The organism is Marinobacter piscis, from assembly GCF_007671655.1.
Taxonomy (GTDB): domain Bacteria; phylum Pseudomonadota; class Gammaproteobacteria; order Pseudomonadales; family Oleiphilaceae; genus Marinobacter; species Marinobacter piscensis.
Genome location: NZ_VCGX01000002.1, coordinates 747,979 through 768,242 on the forward strand (window position 1 = coordinate 747,979; position 20,264 = coordinate 768,242).

The 20,264-nt window shown below is 55.1% G+C and carries 21 protein-coding genes; 5 read left to right on the top strand and 16 right to left on the bottom strand.

Going from position 1 to position 20,264, the window contains the following annotated elements; translation table 11 throughout:
• The first annotated feature begins 74 nt into the window (after positions 1 to 74).
• Positions 75 to 2,669, top strand: a complete 2,595-nt coding sequence (gene acnB, locus FFI95_RS09145) for a bifunctional aconitate hydratase 2/2-methylisocitrate dehydratase (RefSeq protein ID WP_144822102.1) — start codon at positions 75 to 77, stop codon at positions 2,667 to 2,669.
• 178 nt (positions 2,670 to 2,847) lie between these two features.
• On the opposite strand, the gene cadR is transcribed toward acnB, so the two are convergent.
• The gene (gene cadR, locus FFI95_RS09150) at positions 2,848 to 3,255 is read right to left on the bottom strand and encodes a Cd(II)/Pb(II)-responsive transcriptional regulator (protein WP_004364961.1); all 408 of its coding nucleotides are present in this window, start codon (positions 3,253 to 3,255) and stop codon (positions 2,848 to 2,850) included.
• Positions 3,256 to 3,350: 95 nt separating this feature from the next.
• Here cadR and FFI95_RS09155 point away from each other — a divergent pair, with 95 nt between their 5' ends.
• The 3 genes from FFI95_RS09155 to FFI95_RS09165 are packed head-to-tail and all read left to right on the top strand — an operon-like array spanning position 3,351 to position 6,074.
• Positions 3,351 to 4,247 carry a cation efflux transmembrane domain-containing protein gene (locus tag FFI95_RS09155; RefSeq protein WP_004574643.1) on the top strand — a complete coding sequence of 299 codons (897 nt, stop codon included), beginning with the start codon at positions 3,351 to 3,353 and terminating at the stop codon, positions 4,245 to 4,247.
• A 3-nt stretch (positions 4,248 to 4,250) separates the two neighbouring features.
• Entirely contained in the window at positions 4,251 to 4,763 is a 513-nt protein-coding gene (lspA, locus tag FFI95_RS09160) for a signal peptidase II (RefSeq protein ID WP_144822103.1), read from the top strand.
• Positions 4,764 to 4,784: 21 nt separating this feature from the next.
• The gene (locus FFI95_RS09165; RefSeq protein ID WP_144822104.1) at positions 4,785 to 6,074 is read left to right on the top strand and encodes an ISL3-like element ISPpu12 family transposase; all 1,290 of its coding nucleotides are present in this window, start codon (positions 4,785 to 4,787) and stop codon (positions 6,072 to 6,074) included.
• Between the two features lie 123 nt (positions 6,075 to 6,197).
• Here FFI95_RS09165 and putP read toward each other — a convergent pair whose 3' ends face one another.
• The 12 genes from putP to FFI95_RS09230 form a co-directional block, all read right to left on the bottom strand.
• Positions 6,198 to 7,691: a sodium/proline symporter PutP gene (gene putP / locus FFI95_RS09175; RefSeq protein ID WP_144822105.1), complete on the bottom strand. Its 1,494-nt coding sequence runs from the start codon at positions 7,689 to 7,691 to the stop codon at positions 6,198 to 6,200.
• Between the two features lie 304 nt (positions 7,692 to 7,995).
• On the bottom strand, positions 7,996 to 8,775 hold the full coding sequence (locus FFI95_RS09180; protein WP_144822106.1) for an AraC family transcriptional regulator: 780 nt from the start codon (positions 8,773 to 8,775) through the stop codon (positions 7,996 to 7,998).
• 38 nt (positions 8,776 to 8,813) lie between these two features.
• Positions 8,814 to 9,449 (bottom strand): dTMP kinase, encoded by a 636-nt coding sequence (gene tmk, locus FFI95_RS09185; RefSeq protein ID WP_144822107.1) that lies wholly within the window; start codon positions 9,447 to 9,449, stop codon positions 8,814 to 8,816.
• Complete coding sequence (gene mltG, locus FFI95_RS09190; RefSeq protein WP_186311986.1) at positions 9,446 to 10,501, bottom strand: endolytic transglycosylase MltG; 1,056 nt, start codon at positions 10,499 to 10,501, stop codon at positions 9,446 to 9,448. Before mltG ends, tmk begins: the two co-directional genes overlap by 4 nt.
• A 5-nt stretch (positions 10,502 to 10,506) precedes the next feature.
• A complete protein-coding gene (locus FFI95_RS09195; protein ID WP_144822109.1) occupies positions 10,507 to 11,337 on the bottom strand; it encodes an aminotransferase class IV in 831 nt (276 codons plus the stop codon).
• A gap of 7 nt (positions 11,338 to 11,344) precedes the next feature.
• On the bottom strand, positions 11,345 to 12,592 hold the full coding sequence (gene fabF, locus FFI95_RS09200; protein WP_144822110.1) for a beta-ketoacyl-ACP synthase II: 1,248 nt from the start codon (positions 12,590 to 12,592) through the stop codon (positions 11,345 to 11,347).
• Positions 12,593 to 12,696: 104 nt separating this feature from the next.
• Positions 12,697 to 12,930: an acyl carrier protein gene (gene acpP / locus FFI95_RS09205; protein ID WP_012136033.1), complete on the bottom strand. Its 234-nt coding sequence runs from the start codon at positions 12,928 to 12,930 to the stop codon at positions 12,697 to 12,699.
• Between the two features lie 136 nt (positions 12,931 to 13,066).
• Positions 13,067 to 13,810 (bottom strand): 3-oxoacyl-ACP reductase FabG, encoded by a 744-nt coding sequence (gene fabG, locus FFI95_RS09210; protein ID WP_144822111.1) that lies wholly within the window; start codon positions 13,808 to 13,810, stop codon positions 13,067 to 13,069.
• 16 nt (positions 13,811 to 13,826) lie between these two features.
• Positions 13,827 to 14,765, bottom strand: a complete 939-nt coding sequence (fabD, locus tag FFI95_RS09215) for an ACP S-malonyltransferase (protein ID WP_144822112.1) — start codon at positions 14,763 to 14,765, stop codon at positions 13,827 to 13,829.
• A gap of 61 nt (positions 14,766 to 14,826) precedes the next feature.
• Positions 14,827 to 15,828: a phosphate acyltransferase PlsX gene (gene plsX / locus FFI95_RS09220; RefSeq protein WP_144822113.1), complete on the bottom strand. Its 1,002-nt coding sequence runs from the start codon at positions 15,826 to 15,828 to the stop codon at positions 14,827 to 14,829.
• A gap of 43 nt (positions 15,829 to 15,871) precedes the next feature.
• On the bottom strand, positions 15,872 to 16,051 hold the full coding sequence (gene rpmF / locus FFI95_RS09225) for a 50S ribosomal protein L32 (RefSeq protein ID WP_144822114.1): 180 nt from the start codon (positions 16,049 to 16,051) through the stop codon (positions 15,872 to 15,874).
• A gap of 104 nt (positions 16,052 to 16,155) precedes the next feature.
• Positions 16,156 to 16,710 (bottom strand): YceD family protein, encoded by a 555-nt coding sequence (locus tag FFI95_RS09230; RefSeq protein WP_144822115.1) that lies wholly within the window; start codon positions 16,708 to 16,710, stop codon positions 16,156 to 16,158.
• Positions 16,711 to 16,846: 136 nt separating this feature from the next.
• On the opposite strand from FFI95_RS09230, the gene FFI95_RS09235 reads away from it, so the two are divergent.
• Positions 16,847 to 17,443, top strand: a complete 597-nt coding sequence (locus FFI95_RS09235; protein WP_144822116.1) for a Maf family protein — start codon at positions 16,847 to 16,849, stop codon at positions 17,441 to 17,443.
• A 9-nt stretch (positions 17,444 to 17,452) separates the two neighbouring features.
• Here FFI95_RS09235 and FFI95_RS09240 read toward each other — a convergent pair whose 3' ends face one another.
• From FFI95_RS09240 to rluC, 3 genes are read right to left on the bottom strand one after another with little or no spacing between them, the layout of a single operon-like run.
• A complete protein-coding gene (locus FFI95_RS09240) occupies positions 17,453 to 18,460 on the bottom strand; it encodes a S49 family peptidase (RefSeq protein WP_144822117.1) in 1,008 nt (335 codons plus the stop codon).
• Positions 18,461 to 18,496: 36 nt separating this feature from the next.
• Positions 18,497 to 19,144 (bottom strand): HAD family hydrolase, encoded by a 648-nt coding sequence (locus tag FFI95_RS09245; protein ID WP_144822118.1) that lies wholly within the window; start codon positions 19,142 to 19,144, stop codon positions 18,497 to 18,499.
• Positions 19,141 to 20,196 (bottom strand): 23S rRNA pseudouridine(955/2504/2580) synthase RluC, encoded by a 1,056-nt coding sequence (rluC, locus tag FFI95_RS09250; protein WP_144822119.1) that lies wholly within the window; start codon positions 20,194 to 20,196, stop codon positions 19,141 to 19,143. The genes FFI95_RS09245 and rluC overlap by 4 nt, the downstream gene beginning before the upstream one ends.
• Positions 20,197 to 20,264 lie beyond the last annotated feature (68 nt).

The following is a 20,264-nucleotide window of genomic DNA, read 5'->3' on the forward strand; positions in this document are numbered from 1 at the left end:
GACGTTCAGCCATAAAATTCCCGCCAGGCATCGTTAAGATGCGTGGGACATTCCAACCAATGAGGGTTCATATTGTGTTAGAAGCGTACCGTGAGCACGTCGCAGAGCGCGAAGCTCTGGGCATCCCCCCCAAACCACTGAATGCCGAACAGACAGCCGCCCTGGTTGAACTGTTGAAAAACCCGCCTGCCGGCGAAGAAGAAACCTTGGTCTACCTGCTGGAAAACCGTATCCCGCCCGGGGTAGATGAAGCAGCCTATGTTAAAGCCGCTTTCCTGACTGCCATTATTAAAGACGAAGCCACTTCGCCACTGCTGGACAAGAAAAAAGCAGTAGAGCTTCTGGGCATGATGCAGGGTGGTTATAATATTGAAACCCTGGTTGGCCTGCTGGACGATGCTGAGCTCGGAGAACTGGCCGGTGAGCAGCTGAAGCACACCCTGCTGATGTTTGATGCGTTTAACGACGTTAAAGACAAGATGGAAGCGGGTAACGCCATTGCCAAATCTGTAGTGGAGTCCTGGGCTGAGGGTGAGTGGTTCACCAAAAAAGATAAAGTGCCTGAAAGCACCAAAATGGTGGTATTCAAGGTTACTGGCGAAACCAACACTGACGACCTCTCTCCTGCCCCGGATGCCTGGTCTCGCCCTGACATTCCGCTGCACGCCCGCGCTGCTTATAAGATGGAGCGCGATGGCCTGAAACCGGAAGAACCTGGCGTAACCGGCCCCATGGGTCAGATTGACGAAATCAAGTCAAAAGGTCTGCCGGTGGCATTCGTAGGTGACGTTGTAGGCACAGGTTCTTCACGTAAGTCTGCTACAAACTCTGTCTTGTGGTTCTTCGGTGAAGACATCCCCGGCGTACCGAACAAGCGTGCTGGCGGTGTGTGCATTGGCAACAAAGTTGCTCCGATCTTCTTCAACACAATGGAAGACGCCGGCGCTCTTGTGTTTGAAGCTCCGGTAGACAACCTGAACATGGGCGATGTTATCGAGATTCGTCCGTACGAAGGCAAGATTCTTAACGAAGCCGGTGAAACGCTTTCAGAGTTTAACTTTAAATCAGACGTGATTCTGGATGAGGTACAAGCTGGCGGCCGCATTCCACTGATCATTGGCCGTGGCCTGACAGCCAAGGCACGGGCAGCTCTGGGCATGGGCCCAACCGACCTGTTCCGTCTGCCAACGGACCCGGAAGCAGGTACCAAGGGCTTTACTCTCGCTCAGAAGATGGTTGGTAAGGCCTGTGGTCTGGAAGAAGGCCAGGGTGTTCGCCCGGGCACTTACTGTGAACCGCACATGACAACCGTTGGGTCCCAGGACACAACCGGCCCCATGACTCGCGACGAGCTCAAAGACCTGGCTTGCCTTGGCTTCCAGGCAGATCTTGTTATGCAGTCGTTCTGTCACACAGCTGCCTATCCAAAGCCGGTAGACGTTGAAATGCAGCACACCATGCCGGACTTTATCCAGACCCGGGGCGGTGTTTCCCTGCGGCCGGGCGACGGTATCATCCACTCCTGGCTGAACCGTATGCTGCTACCAGACACAGTGGGCACAGGTGGCGATTCCCACACCCGTTTCCCCATGGGCATCTCCTTCCCTGCAGGCTCTGGCCTGGTTGCATTTGCTGCAGCGACGGGTGTTATGCCGCTGGATATGCCGGAGTCGGTTCTGGTGCGTTTCAAAGGCGAAATGCAGCCGGGCATCACCCTGCGTGATCTGGTTCACGCTATTCCGTTGTACGGTATTAAACAGGGCATGTTAACGGTTGAGAAAAAAGGCAAGATCAACGAGTTCTCTGGTCGTATACTGGAAATCGAAGGTCTTGAACACCTCACAGTTGAACAGGCATTTGAACTGTCTGACGCTTCTGCCGAACGCTCCGCAGCCGGCTGTACCATCAATCTTTCAGAAGACTCAGTTGCCGAATATCTGCGTTCCAACATTACCATGCTGCGCTGGATGATTGCTGAAGGCTACGGCGACCCGCGCACCCTGGAGCGTCGCGCCCAGCAAATGGAAGAATGGCTTGCCAATCCGAAGCTGATGCGCGCCGACAAAGATGCAGAGTATTCACATGTGGTTGAGATTGACCTGGCCGACATCAAAGAGCCTATCGTATGCTGTCCTAACGATCCTGACGATGCCCGCTTCCTGTCAGAGGTGGCCGGCGACAAGGTCGACGAGGTTTTTATCGGTTCATGCATGACCAACATTGGCCACTTCCGGGCCGCCGGAAAGCTGCTTGAGCAGAATAAAGAACCTCTGAAAACCCGTCTCTGGATGGCGCCACCAACCAAGATGGACCAGGCGCAGTTGATGGAAGAAGGTTACTTCAACGTCTACGGCTCAGCGGGTGTGCGCACGGAAATGCCTGGCTGCTCGCTATGCATGGGTAACCAGGCACGTGTGGGTGCAGGCACTACAGTGCTGTCCACTTCCACCCGTAACTTCCCGAACCGCCTCGGCGATGGTGCCAATGTGTACCTGACTTCCGCAGAACTGGCCGCTGTCGGTGCAGTACTGGGTAAACTCCCGACTCCGCAGGAGTACCTGGAGTACGCCAAGGATCTCAACAGCATGTCAAGCGAGATCTACAAGTACCTGAACTTTGACCAGATGGAGAACTATACTACGAAGGCCGCTGAAGCAAGCATTGCATAAGCGCTGACCTTCGAGAGCAGTCTCCAAAAAACGCTAGCCGAAAGGCTGGCGTTTTTTTATGTCCTGTTACCTGATATTTTCAAAAAACAATGGGTAAGCGGATTAAATGGTTGATCTTACCTTTGCATGAGAGTGAGACAGACCGGCATCTCATCGGATTATCTGGTTGATGCTTCACCTACTGCTGGTGCATGTTTCCTTCGCTAATTCCAGCAAGAACCCCACACGCCTCAACTTCCCGGTCATCGTTGCAACTCGCTCTCAGTGAAACGAGTTGTTTCTCAAGCGCTTGCAGAGCGGTTATCTGCGACCGCACATGAGAGATGTGATCATCGAGCAAGGCGTTGACGGCGGTACAAGGCTGATGAGGGTCGTCCTGATAGCTCTGTAGTTCGTGAATCTCAGCCAGTGACAGGCCCAGGATTCTGCAGCGACGGATGAAGGCCAGCCCCTCACCATGCTTCTCGGTATAGACACGGTAACCGTTGTCCTGCCGATCAGGCGGCGGCAACAAGCCCTGCTGTTCATAGAAGCGGATCGTCTGTGTTTCGACCCCTACCAACTGCGCCAACTGACCAATGCGCATCAGCCTCCTCCCCAACGGATTCTTTACTCTATTGACCTTATAGTAGCTTTATAGTTTTAAATGGTACCACAACATTGTTCAAGTGGAGTCGTATCATGAGCAAATCCTGTGGTGGCGCCTGTGGCGGTGATGCAACGTCCGCAGCGGATACCGATATACAGGCCTCCTCCGAGGCGCCAGGGAGATGGGTCAGTGTTTATGCCGTGCCGAAGATGGACTGTCCATCAGAAGAACGAATGATTCGCCTAGCCCTGAACGGCTTTGAGGAGATTCGGGCGCTGTCCTTCGACTTGTCGAACCGCCGGCTGAAGGTCGTGCATGACGGCGAGGTCGAGCCCGTCACCTCGAAACTGAAGACCTTGGGGCTAGGCGCCTCGCTTCAGGAAACCGTCGCTGCAAATCCGGAGACCATCAAGGCCGCCGAGTTTTCGGCGGCTTCTGCTAAGCAAGAATCCGGGACCCTGCGCTGGTTGCTCGGCATCAATGCACTTCTGTTCGTGGTGGAAATGACTGCCGGTCTGATCGCCCAGTCCACCGGCCTGATTGGAGAATCCCTGGACAATTTTGCCGATGCGGCGGTGTACGGGCTTGCCCTTTATGCGGTTGGACATAGCGTGAAAATGCAGGTACGTGCCGCGCATCTTGCTGGTGTACTGCAACTGATCTTGGCTGTGGGCGTGCTCGTAGAGGTGGTGAGACGCTTTGTATTCGGTAGTGAGCCTGAATCGCTGGTGATGATGGCTATCGCATTCGTCGCATTGATTGCCAATACCAGTTGTCTGCTGCTCATATCCAAACATCGGGAAGGCGGGGCGCACATGAAGGCAAGCTGGATATTCTCGGCCAACGACGTGGTGATCAACCTGGGGGTCATCACCGCCGGCGCCCTGGTCGCGTGGACCGGTTCCAATTATCCGGATCTGATTATCGGCACCATCGCGGGGGGCATTGTACTTAACGGTGCCAGACGCATTTTGGCGTTGAAGGGTTAAATAATGCTCATTATTGGCAAAAAGCTCTCGCCGTATGCCCTATTGTCCATATCAGGCCTGCTGGCAGCGTCTGATCAGGCTGTAAAGTGGCTGGTGCAGCAATCAATGGCCTATGGCGAGTATGTTTCGGTGACCCCGTTCTTTAACTGGGTGCACCTATGGAACACCGGTGCCGCATTCAGTCTTTTTGCGAATGGTGGAGGCTGGCAGCGCTACTTTTTTATCGGAATCGCGGTAGTGGTCTCGATTTTTCTGATCAAGCTGATCCTTGAAAATCGTCATAAAGGAGAAGCCATCGCTTACAGTCTTATCCTCGGTGGCGCCATGGGCAACCTGATTGACCGGGTCTTTCGCGGCTATGTTGCGGATTCCTTTGATTTCTATTGGCGAGACTGGCATTGGCCGGCCTTCAACCTGGCTGATATTGCAATTGTCCTCGGTGCCTTACTTTTCGTTTCCAGCAGCTTGTTGGGTAAAAAAGCAAACACCAATGCCGAGCCGGATGGATCTGACTGACACCTACGCCTATACAACACCATGACCGAACTTCCCGACAACATCCTTCACCTGCCGCAATACCAAGTACTGGGCTGCAAATCAACCGACGACGAAATGTACTTCCAGGTGGACGTGCCCGATCCCATCGCCTGCGAGGAATGCGGCGTGCAGGGTGAGTTCGTACGGTTCGGCAAGCGTGACGTTCCCTATCGTGATCTGCCCATCCACGGCAAGCGGGTCACTCTCTGGGTGGTCCGCCGCCGATACACCTGCCGGGCCTGCAAGACAACATTCAGGCCCCAGCTACCGGAGATGGTGGACGGATTCCGTATGACACTGCGGCTGCATGAGTACGTGGAGAAGGAATCCTTCAACCACCCCTACACCTTTGTGGCGGCACAGACCGGCCTGGACGAGAAGACGGTGCGCGACATCTTCAACGCCCGCGCCGAGTTCCTGGGGCGCTGGCACCGCTTCGAGACGCCCCGCATCCTGTGCATTGACGAGCTATACCTGAACAAGCGCTACCGCTGCATTCTGACCAACATTGAGGAGCGAACCCTGCTCGACCTGCTGGCCACCCGCCGCCAGGACGTGGTGACCAACTACCTGATGAAGCTGAAAGACCGGCAGAAGCTCGAGATCGTCAGCATGGACATGTGGAACCCCTACCGGGCAGCGGTCAAGGCTGTGCTGCCCCAGGCCCGTATCGTGGTCGATAAGCTCCATGTGGTGCGCATGGCCAACGATGCCCTAGAGAGAGTGCGCAAGGGCCTCAGAAAGGAGCTGAAACCGTCCCAGAGCCGGACTCTCAAGGGAGACCGGAAAATCCTGCTGAAACGCGCTCACGAAGTCTCAGACCGGGAGCGCCTCATCATGGAGACCTGGACAGGCGCGTTCCCGCAACTGCTGGCCGCCTACGAGCACAAGGAGCGCTTCTACGGCATCTGGGACGCCACCACACGGCTCCAGGCAGAAGCCGCCCTGGACGAGTGGATAGCCACCATCCCGAAGGGCCAAAAGGAAGTCTGGAGCGATCTGGTCAGGGCAGTGGGAAACTGGCGCGAAGAGACCATGACCTACTTCGAGACGGGCATGCCCGTCACCAACGCTTACACGGAGTCCATCAACCGACTGGCCAAGGACAAGAACCGTGAAGGGCGCGGTTACTCCTTCGAGGTGATGCGGGCACGAATGCTCTACACCACGAAGCACAAGAAGAAGGCACCGACTGCGAAGGTCTCTCCTTTCTACAAGAAAGCCATCGGTTACGGACTGCCGGACTTCGCAGAGGAACTCAACTACGGAGTCGATCTATCAACCATCTGAGGGTGGTATCAGATTGATGGGGTGAAGGTGCCCCATCAACCATTAAATCCGTATACCCAAAACAATAAGAAGGGCTCCCATAGGAGCCCTTTTGTCGACTTTAAAACTGCCTAACGTTAGCGGTTAGCCATGATCCATCGCTTGATACTCATTGGCATCAGAAGTGGCAAGGCTCACCAAAACAATAGCTATGAAAGAGGCAATGAAGCCGGGAATGATTTCATAGACGCCAGGCCCGCCCATGAACTCGCCATTCCAGCCAAGTGAAATCCAGATCATCACAGTTGCCGCCCCTACCACAAGACCGGCCAGAGCGCCGGCACCATTAGTGCGTGACCACATCAGACCCAGAATAACCAAGGGGCCGAATGCCGAGCCAAACCCTGCCCACGCGTTACTGACAAGACCCAGCACCTGCGATTCCGGATCCGAGGCAATAACGGCTGCAACCAGACCCACAAGCACTACACAAACACGACCAATGTTCACACACTCTTTATCACTGGCCTCCTTGCGCAAAAACAAGCGATAGAAGTCCTCAGTCAATGAGGAAGATGCCACGAGCAACTGACTGGAGATCGTACTCATGACCGCTGCCAACAAGGCTGCGTACAGGAAACCAGTAATCAATGGATGGAACAACAAGTCCGCAAGAATGATAAAGATGGTTTCCGGGTCATCCACCGGCAAGCCGTTGCGCACTGCATACGCCCGACCGAACACACCAAGCCCAATGGCACCGATCAGGGAAATCCCCATCCATGACATACCAATATTACGGGCAATCGGCACCTCTTTAACGGACCGGATAGCCATGAAGCGCACAATAATGTGTGGCTGTCCAAAATAACCCAGCCCCCAGGTTACCGCTGAAAGCCAGCCAATAAAGGTTAGACCCTGTGTCCAGGAAAGCAGCGTTGGGTCCACCTCATTGAGCGTTTGTGTTGCTTGTGCGAACCCACCGCCACCTTCTCCGAAGAGCACAACGGCTGGCATAAGAATCAAGGCAACCATCATAATGCAGCCCTGAATGAAGTCAGTCATGCTGACTGCGAGAAACCCACCAACAACCGTATAAGCCAACACCACACCCAGGGTAATCGCAATACCGGAGCCGTAATCCGTCAGCCCGCCAAAGTTGAAGATACCGGAGAATGCACTTTCAAACAGTTTTCCTCCGGCAACCAGACCGGATGCCGTATAAACCGCAAAGAAAAGAACGATGACAATCGCGGATACTGTGCGAAGGGGTAACGCTTGCGTAGGAAAGCGGTTTGCTAAAAATGCCGGAATGGTCAAGGCGTTTCCGTAGTGTACAGTCTGGGCTCGTAGCCTAGGCGCAACAATGATCCAGTTAATGAATGCGCCAGCGAACAAACCAATACCTATCCAGGCTGACGCCAGGCCGGACACATACATGGCCCCCGGAAGCCCGAGCAGCAGCCAGCCACTCATATCTGAAGCACCGGCTGATAAAGCCGCCACCTTAGGGCTGAGCGCCCTGCCGCCCAGCATGTAATCTTCTGATGAAGATGTGGATTTGCGCATTGCATAAAGACCGATAACGATCATTATCGTAAAGTAACCAATCAGACTGATCCAAACACCAATAGCCATGAGACTCCTCCGCTTTTATGAGTCGGACTCTGCTCCGATCTCAAAGCACAGCGTTCCGCAAATGCGAACCTGCTGTGTCATTTTTTTTATTTACTGGAACCCCTTCCCTGTCCAGGCGCGCAAAAAGCTGCCTGCCCGGTCTTAACTATAGTTAAGATTCAGCAATTTGCGACGATAAATGACGCCCGGATCGGAAGGGTAAGTTTTAACATCGTAAGCCTAGTATCACTACGTATATCCAGCTTACAAAATCCTACGATTCTCTTGCGTAATACTACGGGAGTCGAGCGGGGTTCAGACAAACTCAGGCAACATTATCATTGACTTGCAGTTTAGACGGAGTTGTCCCTTTGTGCTTACGCAATGCGTTGGTCAAGGCACTCTGTGATGAAAAACCCACGCGGTAGCTTATTTCTGAGACAGGAAGGGATGTTGAAGCCAGGAGCTTGACAGCCTGATTCAGCCGGGCTTGCAATAGAAACTGGTGAGGCGTGGTGCCAAGCACCTCCCGGAATACTTCATGGAAACGACTGACGCTCAGACAGGCTTCACGGGCCAGTTCCTGAACCGTTACCTTCCGATGCAGGTTAGCACCGATATAACGCTGAATGGTCTCCGGACACAGGCTGTGACGGCTGGATGAGACTGCGTTTCCATCAGTCAGGCGATCGGCCATGCAGTACAGAATACTTGCGGCCAGATGGCCATGCATTGTGAGGTTGCCGGGAGACCGGTCAAATTCGCCGGCTGCAAACTGCACCAGCCCCTGCAATCGGCTGTCCATCTGAAGGGTTCTGGGCTTTTCAAACAGCCGTACCATCCGTTCATAGTCAGCGTGCGCCGGCGTTGAAACAGCCGGGGCCAAGGGATCGATATTGATGACCAGAACGTGATTCTGATGATTGCCCCAATAGTCATGTCTGGCTTCAGTGGGTACCAGGCATGCCTTCCAGGTATCCAGTTCTGAGCCGGTGCCATCAACACTCAGGGCGGCTTCACCACGAACACCTACCACTATCTGATGATGTGTGTGGCAATGTTGATGGGACGCAATCGGGAGCTTGAGTAAGCGGGCATCCAGCATAAGCGCGACCGGGGTTTGTTATTACGGGAATCAGCTGATTAAAGCAGATCTGACCGGAACTTGCACATGAGTTGGCTCACCTGGGCACTTACCTCCTCCAGCGGTGCAGCGGCATCCACTACGCTGTACCGTTCAGGATCAGCTGCCGCCCGAGCCAGGTAAGTGTCGCGTATCCGCTGAAAAAATGGCACAGCCTCTTGCTCAAACCGATCCAGTTCCCCCCGGCACCTGGCCCGGGTCATGCCTGTCTCAACCGGGGCATCCAGCAGCAGCACATGATCAGGCCGCAGTTCGCCCTGTACGAGACTTTCCAGCATTTCTATGCGCTCACGGGGAACCCCGCGGCCCCCGCCCTGATAAGCAAACGTTGCATCCGTGAAACGATCGCACAGTACCCACTGACCGGCTTCAAGAGCTGGCAGTATTACGGTGTGCAGATGCTGCGCCCGGGCTGCAAACATCAGTAGCAACTCGGTCACTTCACTGACCGGCTCATCCCTCTGTTCCAGAAGCAACTCACGGATCGATTCTGCCATGGGCGTGCCGCCGGGTTCACGGGTTATCCGGTATTCTACGCCCAGCTTTTTCAGGGTAGCGGCTGCGTTGGCAATCTGGGTAGACTTGCCAACGCCTTCAGTGCCCTCAAATGTAATAAACTGCCCACGAACACTCATTTTTTGACTTCCTTCCCTGAGGCCGCCGGTGACGATCGATAATCGGAACGCCGGTTAAGCTGAAAAGCCCGTACCGCTTTCTGATGCTCAGCCAGTGTGGCAGAGAACTTATGGGTGCCATCGCCCCGGGCGACAAAGTAAAGAGCCTTCCCCGGTTGTGGATGCAAGGCCGCGTGGATCGCCTCCCGGCCCGGCAAGGCAATCGGTGTCGGGGGCAGGCCGTCAATGCGGTAGGTGTTATAAGGCGTATGCTTGCGTAAATCGCGGCTGCCGATGCGACCTTTATAACTATCCCCCATACCATAAATAACCGTAGGGTCTGTCTGTAGCCGCATACCTTTTTGCAGCCGCCGGACAAATACGCCTGCCACTTGTTCCCGTTCATGGGGCGCACCGGTTTCGCGCTCCACAATAGAGGCCATAATCAAGGCTTCATAGGGACCGTCATAGGGAAGTCCTTCTTGCCGGGCCTCCCACTCTGTCGCGAGAACATCTTCCATACGCTGAAACGAACGGCGAAGCAGATCAAGGTCTGTTTCACTTGCGTTGAACAAGTACGTATCCGGGAAGAATCGCCCTTCCGGGTGCTCACCTTCAGCACCAACGGCTTTCATAATCCGGGCATCGGACCACTGGGTGGTCAGCTTCTGCAGGCGCTCGTTGGCCGCGAGAGCAGCACGCATTTCGGCAAACGTCCAACCCTCAATAAACTGCAAAGACCAGTGTTTGGTCTCTCCATCGACAATTTTTGCGAGCATGGCTTCCGCGCTCATACCGTCGGTAAACTCATACTCACCCGCCTTGATTCGCGCCTGCTCGGGAAACAAACGAGCGTAGAGCCGCAACCACAGGCTGCTCTCCACCAACCCCTCGACCTCCATGCGCCTGGCAACATCACTGAATGCCGAGCCGCCTGGTACATCGAACAAAACCGGCTCATCCATGACCACCGGACTGGAGAGTGTTTCCAGGCCCTGCCATACCCACAATGCTGTGCCCGCAGCCACCAGCACAGTGGCGCAAACTGTCGCAATCAAAAGTTTCTTGAGCAAACGAATTATTCCAGTAGTTCGAGAGGATTAAAGATTGTCGCAAGCCCGCCACCCACAGGCAAATCCTGATCTGCAAGACGGCGCACAGAAACGATGCCCAAAACGCTGTTCATCAGGTATACCCCGGAACAGCCGGGCCCGGTAAGGTCCTGAACACTCAAGGGCCGCTCAACAACCGTCTCACCCCGGGCCCGAAGCCGTTCAAGCAACCACTGTCGGAGCACCCCGGCAACCGCAAGGCTTTTGGTGGGCGGCGTGGCCCAGCCATCGGGTGTTTTTACCAACAGGTTGGTGCGCGTACCCTCAACCAGATTCCCATCGGCATCGGCCATAATGGCTTCGAATACCCCTTCCTCGATCTCCCGGGCGGCCATTACCTGCTCAAGCCGGTTCAGTGATTTGATACCGGAGAACAGTGGGTTAACTGTCAGGGGGATGCGGGAAAAGTCAGCCTCAACGCCCTTTACTGGAGGGACGGCTGGCATAGAACTGGCGGCCACCAACAGGTTTGGCCGGATGTCAGAGCCGGGCCGATAGCCCCGCCCCCCTTCCCCACGGGTAAGGGTGAGTTTCAGCACCCAGGCTCCACAGCCTCCGGCATTGGAAAACCGGTCTGCAAAACGATCTGCCGCTGCACTGCAGGCTTTTCGAAGCTCAGTCACGGTCATCGGTATCCCCAGCCTGCCGGCATCGCCGGCCATGCGGTTCAAATGACGAGACATCAGCACGCCCCGGCTGCCCTGCATTCTTATGGTCTCAAACAGACCATCGCCATAGGCACATCCCCTGTCACCCGCCGGCAACGAGCGTTCATCAGCCCAGTACAGATTGAACATACGCCTTTCAGTCTTCGTAACGGCGCACAATCAGGGTACCGTTGGTGCCCCCGAAACCGAACGAGTTAGACAGCGCCACGCGCACATCGGCTTTACGGGCGTGATGAGCCACCAGGTCCAGATCGCAGCCAGTGTCAGGATTATCGAGGTTGATTGTCGGTGGCAAAACGCCATCGCGGATGGCGAGAAGAGAAAAAATGGTCTCAACCGCACCGGCGGCACCCAGCAAGTGTCCGGTCATGGATTTTGTGCTGCTCATGGCCAGGCGGTTTGCATGCTCCCCAAATACACGCTTTGTGGCCTTGATCTCTGCCACATCCCCTACCTGGGTTGATGTTCCGTGGGCATTGATATAGTCCACCTCCTCCGGTTTCAGGCCCGCATCCTGCAGTGCGTTAGCCATGGCCCGTGCTGCTCCCTCACCATCTTCCGGGGGCGCAGTAATATGATGGGCATCATCACTCATTCCAAAACCGGCAAGCTCACCATAAATGGTTGCCCCCCGCGCTTTCGCATGTTCCAGCTCTTCCAGTACCACAACACCGGCACCATCACTCAGAACAAACCCATCCCGCTCTTTGTCCCAGGGACGGCTGGCTTTCGCGGGTTCATCATTACGGGTAGATAGCGCACGAGCCGATGCAAACGCAGCAACCCCGGTACGCGTGGTTGCCATTTCGGAGCCGCCTGCAAGCATCACATCGGCATCACCGTAGGCAATTGTGCGGGCGGCATATCCAATATTGTGAGTACCTGTGGTACAAGCCGTCACAATCGCAATATTCGGACCGCGATAACCAAACCGAATGGCCGCATTACCGGAGATCATGTTGATCACGGATGCCGGAACAAAAAACGGCGATACCTTGCGCGGGCCGGACTTGTCCATGGTGAGAACACTTTTCTCAATATACTCCAGGCCGCCGATACCCGAACCAATTGCGATACCCGCACGGTTATAGTCCAGCGCGTCATAATCTGACAGGCCACTATGGTCGACCGCCTGCTGGGCAGCAATCAGCCCATAGTGAATAAACGCATCCAGCTTTCTGGCTTCTTTAGTGGTGAGGTAAGGCTCCAGATCAAGCCCCTTGATGGCACCACCAATCCGGGTGTTGTATTCGGACGCATCAAAACGATCAATCATTCCAATGCCACTGTGGCCGGCCAGAATGCCATCCCAGGAAGATGTCACATCGTTTCCCAGCGGGGACAGCATCCCCATCCCCGTAATAACAACCCGTCGTTTGCTCATAATCTCTTCCACCTGATCTTTTCGTTTACTCCCAGGCAATAAAAAAAGCCGTCCTTCATGTTACAACAAGGACGGCTTTGCCTGGTTAGCTTAACAGCCGGGTCTCAGGTGTGCGCGACAATATAGTCAATCGCGTCCTGGACACTGGCAAGCTTCTCAGCTTCTTCATCAGGAATTTCAGTCTCAAACTCCTCTTCCAGTGCCATGACCAGCTCAACAGTATCCAGTGAGTCAGCGCCAAGATCCTCTACAAAAGAAGATGAGTTCTGAACTTCGGATTCTTTAACGCCCAATTGTTCACAAACGATCTTCTTTACGCGCTCTTCAACTGTACTCATAATGTCCTCACTTTGTGTATCTACCAAGCAACTTAAAGTGCTGCCAGTTTAGTGTATACCCCACCTGCAAACAAGCAGGGATCCGGTTAAACATGTTGTGCGGCAAGGGTTTGCGCACCGGCTTCAGCAACGAAGCCTATCCCATGTACATTCCACCGTTTACATGAATGGTTTCACCAGTCACATAGCCGGCAATATCTGATGCCAGGAAGGACACAATAGCTGCCACTTCCTCCGGCTGCCCCAGACGACCCGCAGGTATGTTTTTAAGCATAGCTTCGCGTTGATTTTCGTCCAGTTGTTTTGTCATATCTGTATCAATAAACCCGGGCGCAACACAGTTAGCGGTGATCCCCCGGTTCGACATTTCCTTGGCCAGGCTGCGGGTAAAGCCTTCCACGCCAGCCTTTGCGGCACAGTAGTTTGCCTGCCCGGGGTTGCCCATACTGGCGACCACGGAACTGACGTTAATAATACGCCCCCAGCGTGCCTTTGCCATACCCCGCAGAACCGCCTTGCTGGTACGGTACACACTTGAGAGGTTGGTATCGAGCACTGCCCCCCAGTCATCATCTTTGAGACGCATCAGCAGGTTATCACGGGTGATGCCCGCATTATTCACCAGGATCAGAGGCGCGCCGGTTTTATCGCCTATCTCTTTCAGCCCGGCTTCAATACTTTCAAGGTCAGCGACGTTCATTACGATACCATAGCCACTCACACCAGCTGCGCTGAAGTTGGCCGTAATGGTTTCCGCACCGTCTTTACTCGTAGCCGTACCTATAACCTCTGCGCCCTGCTGTGCGAGCGCCAGCGAAATGGCTTTTCCGATTCCACGAGTGGCACCGGTGACCAGTGCCGTTTTACCTTCCAGAGACATGCACAACTCCCTTTTTTCAGGACGATTCAAACGCGGCAAGCGCCGCAGCTAACGCCTCAGGGTCTTCTATCCCGCGAACGACAAGCCCCCGGTCAATGCGTTTTGCCAGTCCGGCAAGCACCTTACCCGCCCCGCACTCGACAGCCACCTTCACATCAGCAGCCACGAGCGCGCGAACCGAATCTGTCCAGAGTACTGGTGAGTACAATTGCTTGAGCAGGTTGGCTTTCAGTGTAGCTGATTCCGTCTCCGCTGCAGCGTTAACATTCTGTATCACTGGTGTGACCGCATTGTTAAAACGTACCTCGTCCAAAGCCTGACCCAGCTCTTCTGCTGCGCCTTTCATCAGCAGGCAATGCGAAGGCACGCTGACCGGCAAAGGCATGGCTTTACGGGCACCCCTGGTTTTGCAGGCTTCAACAGCCCGGTCTACGGCCGCTGCAGTGCCTGCAATGACAACCTGCCCCGGCGCGTTAAAGTTAACGGCAGAGACGACTTCGTTATCAGCTGCTTCCTCGCAAGCGGCAACAACATCCGCGTCTTCCAGACCAAGAATGGCCGCCATCTTACCCTCGCCAGCGGGAACCGCTTCCTGCATCAGCTCGCCACGCAACTGAACCAGTTTGACGGCCTCGACAAAATCCAGGCTTTCAGCAGCTACCAGGGCACTGTACTCACCCAGGCTATGGCCTGCCAGGAAGTCCGGTGCCCGCCCGCCTGCGACAAACCATTGCCGCCAAAGGGCAACGCTGGCCGTCAGTAACGCAGGCTGGGTGACCATGGTCCGATTGAGCTCTTCTGCTGGTCCCTTCTGGCAAAGATGCCAGAGATCGTATCCGAGCACATTGGAGGCTTCATCGAAGGTTTTATTGATCATGGGCCAGGACTCTGCGGCAGTTGCAAGCATGCCTACAGACTGAGCCCCCTGGCCGGGGAATATAAAGGCTGATTTCATAAGCGGGATCTTACCGTTATTGGAGGTTTCAGGAGATTAGCCAATAGTACAAGCTGATACCTTAAAGCATCAGATCGTCAAGGCGTTCATTAATCCGCCGGGGCACTTCCAACTCTACTTCACGAACGGCCTGGCGCATAGCCGCGAGCATGGCACGCTCATTGGCGTTACCATGACTCTTTATAACCACACCCTGAAGCCCGAGAAAACTGGCTCCGTTATGACGGGAGGGGTCCATCAGCCGCAGGAGGCGCCCGATAATCGGACGGGCAAAGACGCCTACAATACGCCCATAAAACGTGCGGGTAAACGCCTGCTCCATGAGCTCAATTAACAATCCGGCCACACCTTCACCGGTCTTCAGTGCAATGTTGCCTACAAAGCCATCGCAGACCACAACATCTGCCACATCCCGGAAAAGGTCACTGCCTTCAACATACCCGATATAATTAACAGATTCGCTCTGGGCAAGCATATGAGAGGCAAGACGAACCTGCTCATTGCCTTTTATCTCTTCTTCGCCAACGTTCAACAACGCTACCCGCGGCTCACCCTGGCGACAGATAGCAGAGGCCATTAACGACCCCATCAGTGCATACTGGTAGAGGTTTTCGGCACTGGAATCCACATTAGCGCCCAGATCCAGTACGTGGCACCGGCCGCGTAACGACGGAATCAGCTTGGCAATTGCCGGACGCTCAATTCCCGGATACATGCGGATAATCGAGCGCCCAAACGCCATTAATGCGCCGGTATTTCCTGCACTGACACAGCCCTGAGCTTCGCCATCGCGAACCAGGCCCAGCGCAATTGCCATGGACGAATTTTTCTTATGCCTTAGCGCGTGGGAGGGGCGCTCATTCATACGCACGACATCAGCAGCCTCCACAATACGGATTCGCGAATGCCCCTCACGCAAAAAAGCCTCAAGCTCACTCCGGATTCCAACCAGAATAAAGCTCAAGGCTTTGTTTTCGTGCACCGCTTCGAGTGCCGCAGCAACAACGACTGCCGGCCCCCGATCACCACTCATGGCATCAACCGCTATGGTAACCGGTTTCACCGTCCACCTGCCCGATTGAGGTTAGTGCAGCCATGCAACGAGGTTACTCGTCGCTGGCTTCAACTACTTGTTTGCCACGGTAAAAGCCGTCTGCTGAAACGTGGTGGCGACGATGCACCTCACCCGTTGTCGCATCGGTGCTCAGCGCTGCAGTGCTCAGGGAATCGTGGGCACGACGCATGCCACGCTTGGAACGGGTTTTACGGTTCTTCTGTACAGCCATGGTTATACTCCTGACCTGTTAACGTAAACTTTACTGGAATAGGGTTACGAATAACGTGTGTTCGTTTGAGTGCGCAGGCAACGATATTGCGGCCGGCGCATGCCTTAATGCTTTGTTTTCTTGAGTCCGGCCAGCACACTGAAGGGATTGTCTGCCGCCCCTTCTTCTGCACCTTCTGAAGAACCGTCCGGCTCGTACGCCTCCAGCTCTTCTTTCGCCGGGCACTCACTCCGATCGTGAACCGGGTACGACGGGAGGGCCAGTAACAACTCATCCTCCACCATCAACCACAGATCAGCGCTGAATTCGTCCGTCAGAAACGGCTCAAGCTCTTTAGGCAACTGTCGTGCCTGGCCATCGCTGGTTACGAGCCCCAGCAAAAAGCTGGATGTCACAACAGTCCCCATGGATTCCATGCAACGCTGGCACTGCAAACTGACCGGAGCCTCAAGTTCCCCGGATACGGTGCGCCGACGCTCACCATCCAGGTAAAAAGACAGTTTTACGCGACACACAGCGTCGTCTTCAAACCCCATCACCGCATTCCGGAAACGCGACAGGGCACTGAGAGGCACATCGCCCTCCAATACAGTGTCGTGCTCCGCTAACCTGTACGGGTCGACGGTCTTTGGTAATCTGGCATCAGACGCTTTTGACATAGGCGCGCAATTCTAGGGATGAAGCCGGCTGGTGTCAAAGCCTTCATCCGTATTTAAGTAAAGGTTCCGGTTTTTCTGTGTGTATTCTACGATACACGGCAGAAAAATGGCATTGAATCTTAAAAGGAAGCGTTTTATGTCTGAAAAGCCACTGCTCCTAGCTTCATCATCCCCCTACCGCAAAGAGCTTATGGAGAGACTGCAACTGCCATTTTCCAGCACAAGCCCCGATATCGATGAAACACCCAGAGCCGGCGAGGCGGCGGAAGACCTTGCTGTGCGCCTGGCCACAAGCAAGGCTCGAGCTCTTGCCCCCGGGTTTCCGGGCCACTGGATTATCGGCTCGGATCAGGTCGCGGCACTAGCCGACGGCACCCTGCTCAGCAAGCCCGGCTCCCACGAAAACGCCCGCAGACAGCTGGAGCAAAGCAGCGGTCAGCGCGTCAATTTCTTTACCGGGCTTACTCTTCTGGATGCAGATAGCGGAAAACTGCAAACCTGCTGCGAGCCATTCACGGTTCTCTTCCGGGAACTCAGCCCCAATGAAATTGAAGCGTACCTGCGTAAAGAGGCGCCCTACGACTGTGCCGGCAGTTTCAAAATGGAGGGCCTGGGCATAACGCTGTTTTGGGAACTGCAAGGAAGGGATCCGAACAGCCTTGTCGGCCTCCCCCTGATTGCCCTGTGTACCATGCTCACGACCTGGGGCCGGAGCCCACTGTTAGAGCCCTGACACCGCCGGTCAGCGTAGCTGCATGCGGGATTCAGTCAGGTGTGCCGAAACACCTTTACCGAGCGACACCCCCAGCTGATCAACAAGATCGCGCAAAGCCCCTTTGCGACGGCTGTAGTCAACCAGCTCCTCCTGACCGACTATTTGCCGCGCCACATGGGATGTACTGCCCAGCCCGTCAATCAGCCCAAGCTCAAGTGCCTGCTCTCCACTCCATACCAGGCCACTGAACAGGCGATCGTCTTCTGCCAGCCGATCCCCACGGCCTTGCTTGACCGCCTCTATAAACTGCTGATGCGTGTTCTCCAGAACGCCTTGCCAGAACTGCACCTCTCCCTCCTCTTCCGGAGAGAAGGGATCGAGAAACGCCTTGTTCTCGCCTGCCGTATACAGCCTGCGCTCGATACCCATTTTTTCCATTATGCCAGTGAATCCGAAACCTCCTGCGACAACCCCGACAGACCCCACAAGGCTGGCACGATTGGCATAGATCTCATCGGCTGCCGCTGCGATATAGTAAGCGCCGGACGCCCCCATATCAGAAATAACCGCATAGACTTTCTTTTCCGGGTACTCGCCTCGCAACCGCCTGATCTCATCATATACATAGCCAGACTGCACCGGGCTGCCTCCCGGGCTGTTAATGCGCAGAATGACAGCGACCGCATTCTCCTGCTCGAAAGCTGAACGCAAAGACCCTACAAGGTTGTCAGCACTGGCAAGCTCATCTTCAGCGATAACACCATTCACCTCTACCACCGCCGTATGCTGGCCGGTTGCTGCATCCAGAGTACCGCTGAACGGAGACCACACGATAAACAACAGGGCAAACAGATAGATAAAGGTCAGCAGCTTGAAAAATATACCCCAGCGCCTGCTCCGGCGCTGCTCAGACTGCAGGGACATCACCAGTTTTTCGATCAGTTTCCAGTCACGGCCAGATTCAGCCTGCTCAGGGCGGGGCTCAACCGGCTTGTCGCCCCAACCCGCTGTCTTATCGGCATCCCAGTCACTCATGCACTTTTCCTGTCAGAAACAAATTTACCAACCCGCCTACAAGCCGAGCACATCACGAAGGTCCTCCACGGAATCCACAATAGCGTGAGGGTCATAATCTCCGAGAACGTCACGCTTATGCACGCCCCACTCAACACCAATCGATGGCATCCCTATGCGCTGAGCCATCTCCAGATCGTAACGGGTGTCTCCGATCATAACGGCATCTGCGGGCCTGATCCCATAAAAAAGCAGGATTTCTTTCAACATTTGCGGATCCGGCTTGGAGCGGGTTTCGTCAGCACACCGGGTTATATCAAAGTGCTCGCCCAGTCCACTGGAGCCCAGCGCCGCCTCAAGCCCTCTGCGACTTTTGCCGGTAGCGACGGAGCACCCCCGGTCAGCCTTGCGAATATCTGCCACAACGTCTGCCATACCCGCAAAAACATTCTGCGGCGTGGTGGTCTTGCGGAAGAAATAGGTCGAGTAGCCTTCACGTATGCGCATTATCTCAGCATCGCTGACTCCCGGATAAAGCCTGGCAAGAGCCTCCATCATGCCCAACCCGATAATGTCCCGGTAGGCCTCCCTTTCAAGGGCGGGATAGCCCAGCTCAGTGGCCGCCTGATGGAGACTCTCCGCAATGTGCTCCACGGAATCCACCAGCGTTCCATCCCAGTCAAATATTACAACCTTATCTTTCACTGATCTGCTCCTGTTGCTCGCACTTCAAGACGGCTTAGCACATGGCTGAACGCGTCATCATACGGCGCCTCCAGCCTTACGACCTCCCCACTGACCGGCAAGGCAAGCTCGAGGGCCCTGGCATGCAGCATCAGTCGCTGCCCACCTGTAGCCCGGAAGGCCTTCAGACTCACATCATCCATATACTTGTCATCCCCGGCTATCGGATGACCTGCACACATACTGTGGATACGAATCTGATGGGTACGGCCGGTTACGGGCATTGCCTCCACCAGACTATAACCTTTATACCTCGCCAGACAGCGAAAAATGGTCAATGAAGCCTTTCCCGCCTCATCAACCTTTACCCTGCGCTCGCCGTTGGGCATTTCATAACGCAGCAACGGTTCATCAACGCGCCTGAGCTTAGCAGGCCAGTTTCCGGCGACCAGAGCATGGTACTGCTTGTTAATGCGTCGGTGGCGGAGCTCATCCTGAAGATAGCGAAGCGTGGACCGTTTCTTGGCTACCATGACCAGCCCGGAGGTATCTCTGTCCAGACGATGCACCAACTCGAGAAAACGGGCATCCGGGCGCGCCGAGCGCAGCACCTCGATCAGACCAAAGCTCAGACCACTGCCACCGTGCACAGCGATGCCGGAAGGCTTATTAACCACCAGCATGTTGTCGTCTTCAAACACTACGGCAGCTTCCACCACTCGCTGCACACGACTGCCCGGTTCCGGCCGGTGTGCCTTTTCTTTCCGGGCCACCGGCGGAATACGCACCTGATCGCCTGCAACCAGACGCCGGTCAGGCTTCACACGGCCCTTATTAACCCGCACTTCCCCCTTACGGATGATGCGGTAAATAATGCCCTTGGGCACTCCCCTTAGCTGTGCCAGCAGAAAATTATCCAGCCGCTGCCCCTGATTGTCCTCATCCACCGTTATCCACAAAACCTGAGGCTGCACCGTCTTTCCGGCAGTCGCACTGTTGTTGCGGTCAACCTTGTGCGACGGTTTTCCGGCCCGGCCTCTGGCAGGTTTTCCGGTAGCTGATTTACGGGACATAAAGCTCCTCATAGCGGATGGCACAGCAGAGGTGAGTGCAGGATTGAACGCTATCCTGATTGCTGTTA

What these genes read in the sequence shown, in the direction of transcription:
- rpmF (WP_144822114.1), bottom strand. Translation starts at nt 16,051, where the DNA reads ATGGCTGTACAGAAGAACCGTAAAACCCGTTCCAAGCGTGGCATGCGT.
- FFI95_RS09155 (WP_004574643.1), top strand. Translation starts at nt 3,351, where the DNA reads ATGAGCAAATCCTGTGGTGGCGCCTGTGGCGGTGATGCAACGTCCGCA.
- FFI95_RS09240 (WP_144822117.1), bottom strand. Translation starts at nt 18,460, where the DNA reads ATGAGTGACTGGGATGCCGATAAGACAGCGGGTTGGGGCGACAAGCCG.
- FFI95_RS09230 (WP_144822115.1), bottom strand. Translation starts at nt 16,710, where the DNA reads ATGTCAAAAGCGTCTGATGCCAGATTACCAAAGACCGTCGACCCGTAC.
- acpP (WP_012136033.1), bottom strand. Translation starts at nt 12,930, where the DNA reads ATGAGTACAGTTGAAGAGCGCGTAAAGAAGATCGTTTGTGAACAATTG.
- tmk (WP_144822107.1), bottom strand. Translation starts at nt 9,449, where the DNA reads ATGAGTGTTCGTGGGCAGTTTATTACATTTGAGGGCACTGAAGGCGTT.
- putP (WP_144822105.1), bottom strand. Translation starts at nt 7,691, where the DNA reads ATGGCTATTGGTGTTTGGATCAGTCTGATTGGTTACTTTACGATAATG.
- FFI95_RS09235 (WP_144822116.1), top strand. Translation starts at nt 16,847, where the DNA reads ATGTCTGAAAAGCCACTGCTCCTAGCTTCATCATCCCCCTACCGCAAA.
- FFI95_RS09180 (WP_144822106.1), bottom strand. Translation starts at nt 8,775, where the DNA reads ATGCTGGATGCCCGCTTACTCAAGCTCCCGATTGCGTCCCATCAACAT.
- rluC (WP_144822119.1), bottom strand. Translation starts at nt 20,196, where the DNA reads ATGTCCCGTAAATCAGCTACCGGAAAACCTGCCAGAGGCCGGGCCGGA.
- fabF (WP_144822110.1), bottom strand. Translation starts at nt 12,592, where the DNA reads ATGAGCAAACGACGGGTTGTTATTACGGGGATGGGGATGCTGTCCCCG.
- FFI95_RS09165 (WP_144822104.1), top strand. Translation starts at nt 4,785, where the DNA reads ATGACCGAACTTCCCGACAACATCCTTCACCTGCCGCAATACCAAGTA.
- lspA (WP_144822103.1), top strand. Translation starts at nt 4,251, where the DNA reads ATGCTCATTATTGGCAAAAAGCTCTCGCCGTATGCCCTATTGTCCATA.
- cadR (WP_004364961.1), bottom strand. Translation starts at nt 3,255, where the DNA reads ATGCGCATTGGTCAGTTGGCGCAGTTGGTAGGGGTCGAAACACAGACG.
- fabD (WP_144822112.1), bottom strand. Translation starts at nt 14,765, where the DNA reads ATGAAATCAGCCTTTATATTCCCCGGCCAGGGGGCTCAGTCTGTAGGC.
- FFI95_RS09195 (WP_144822109.1), bottom strand. Translation starts at nt 11,337, where the DNA reads ATGTTCAATCTGTACTGGGCTGATGAACGCTCGTTGCCGGCGGGTGAC.
- fabG (WP_144822111.1), bottom strand. Translation starts at nt 13,810, where the DNA reads ATGTCTCTGGAAGGTAAAACGGCACTGGTCACCGGTGCCACTCGTGGA.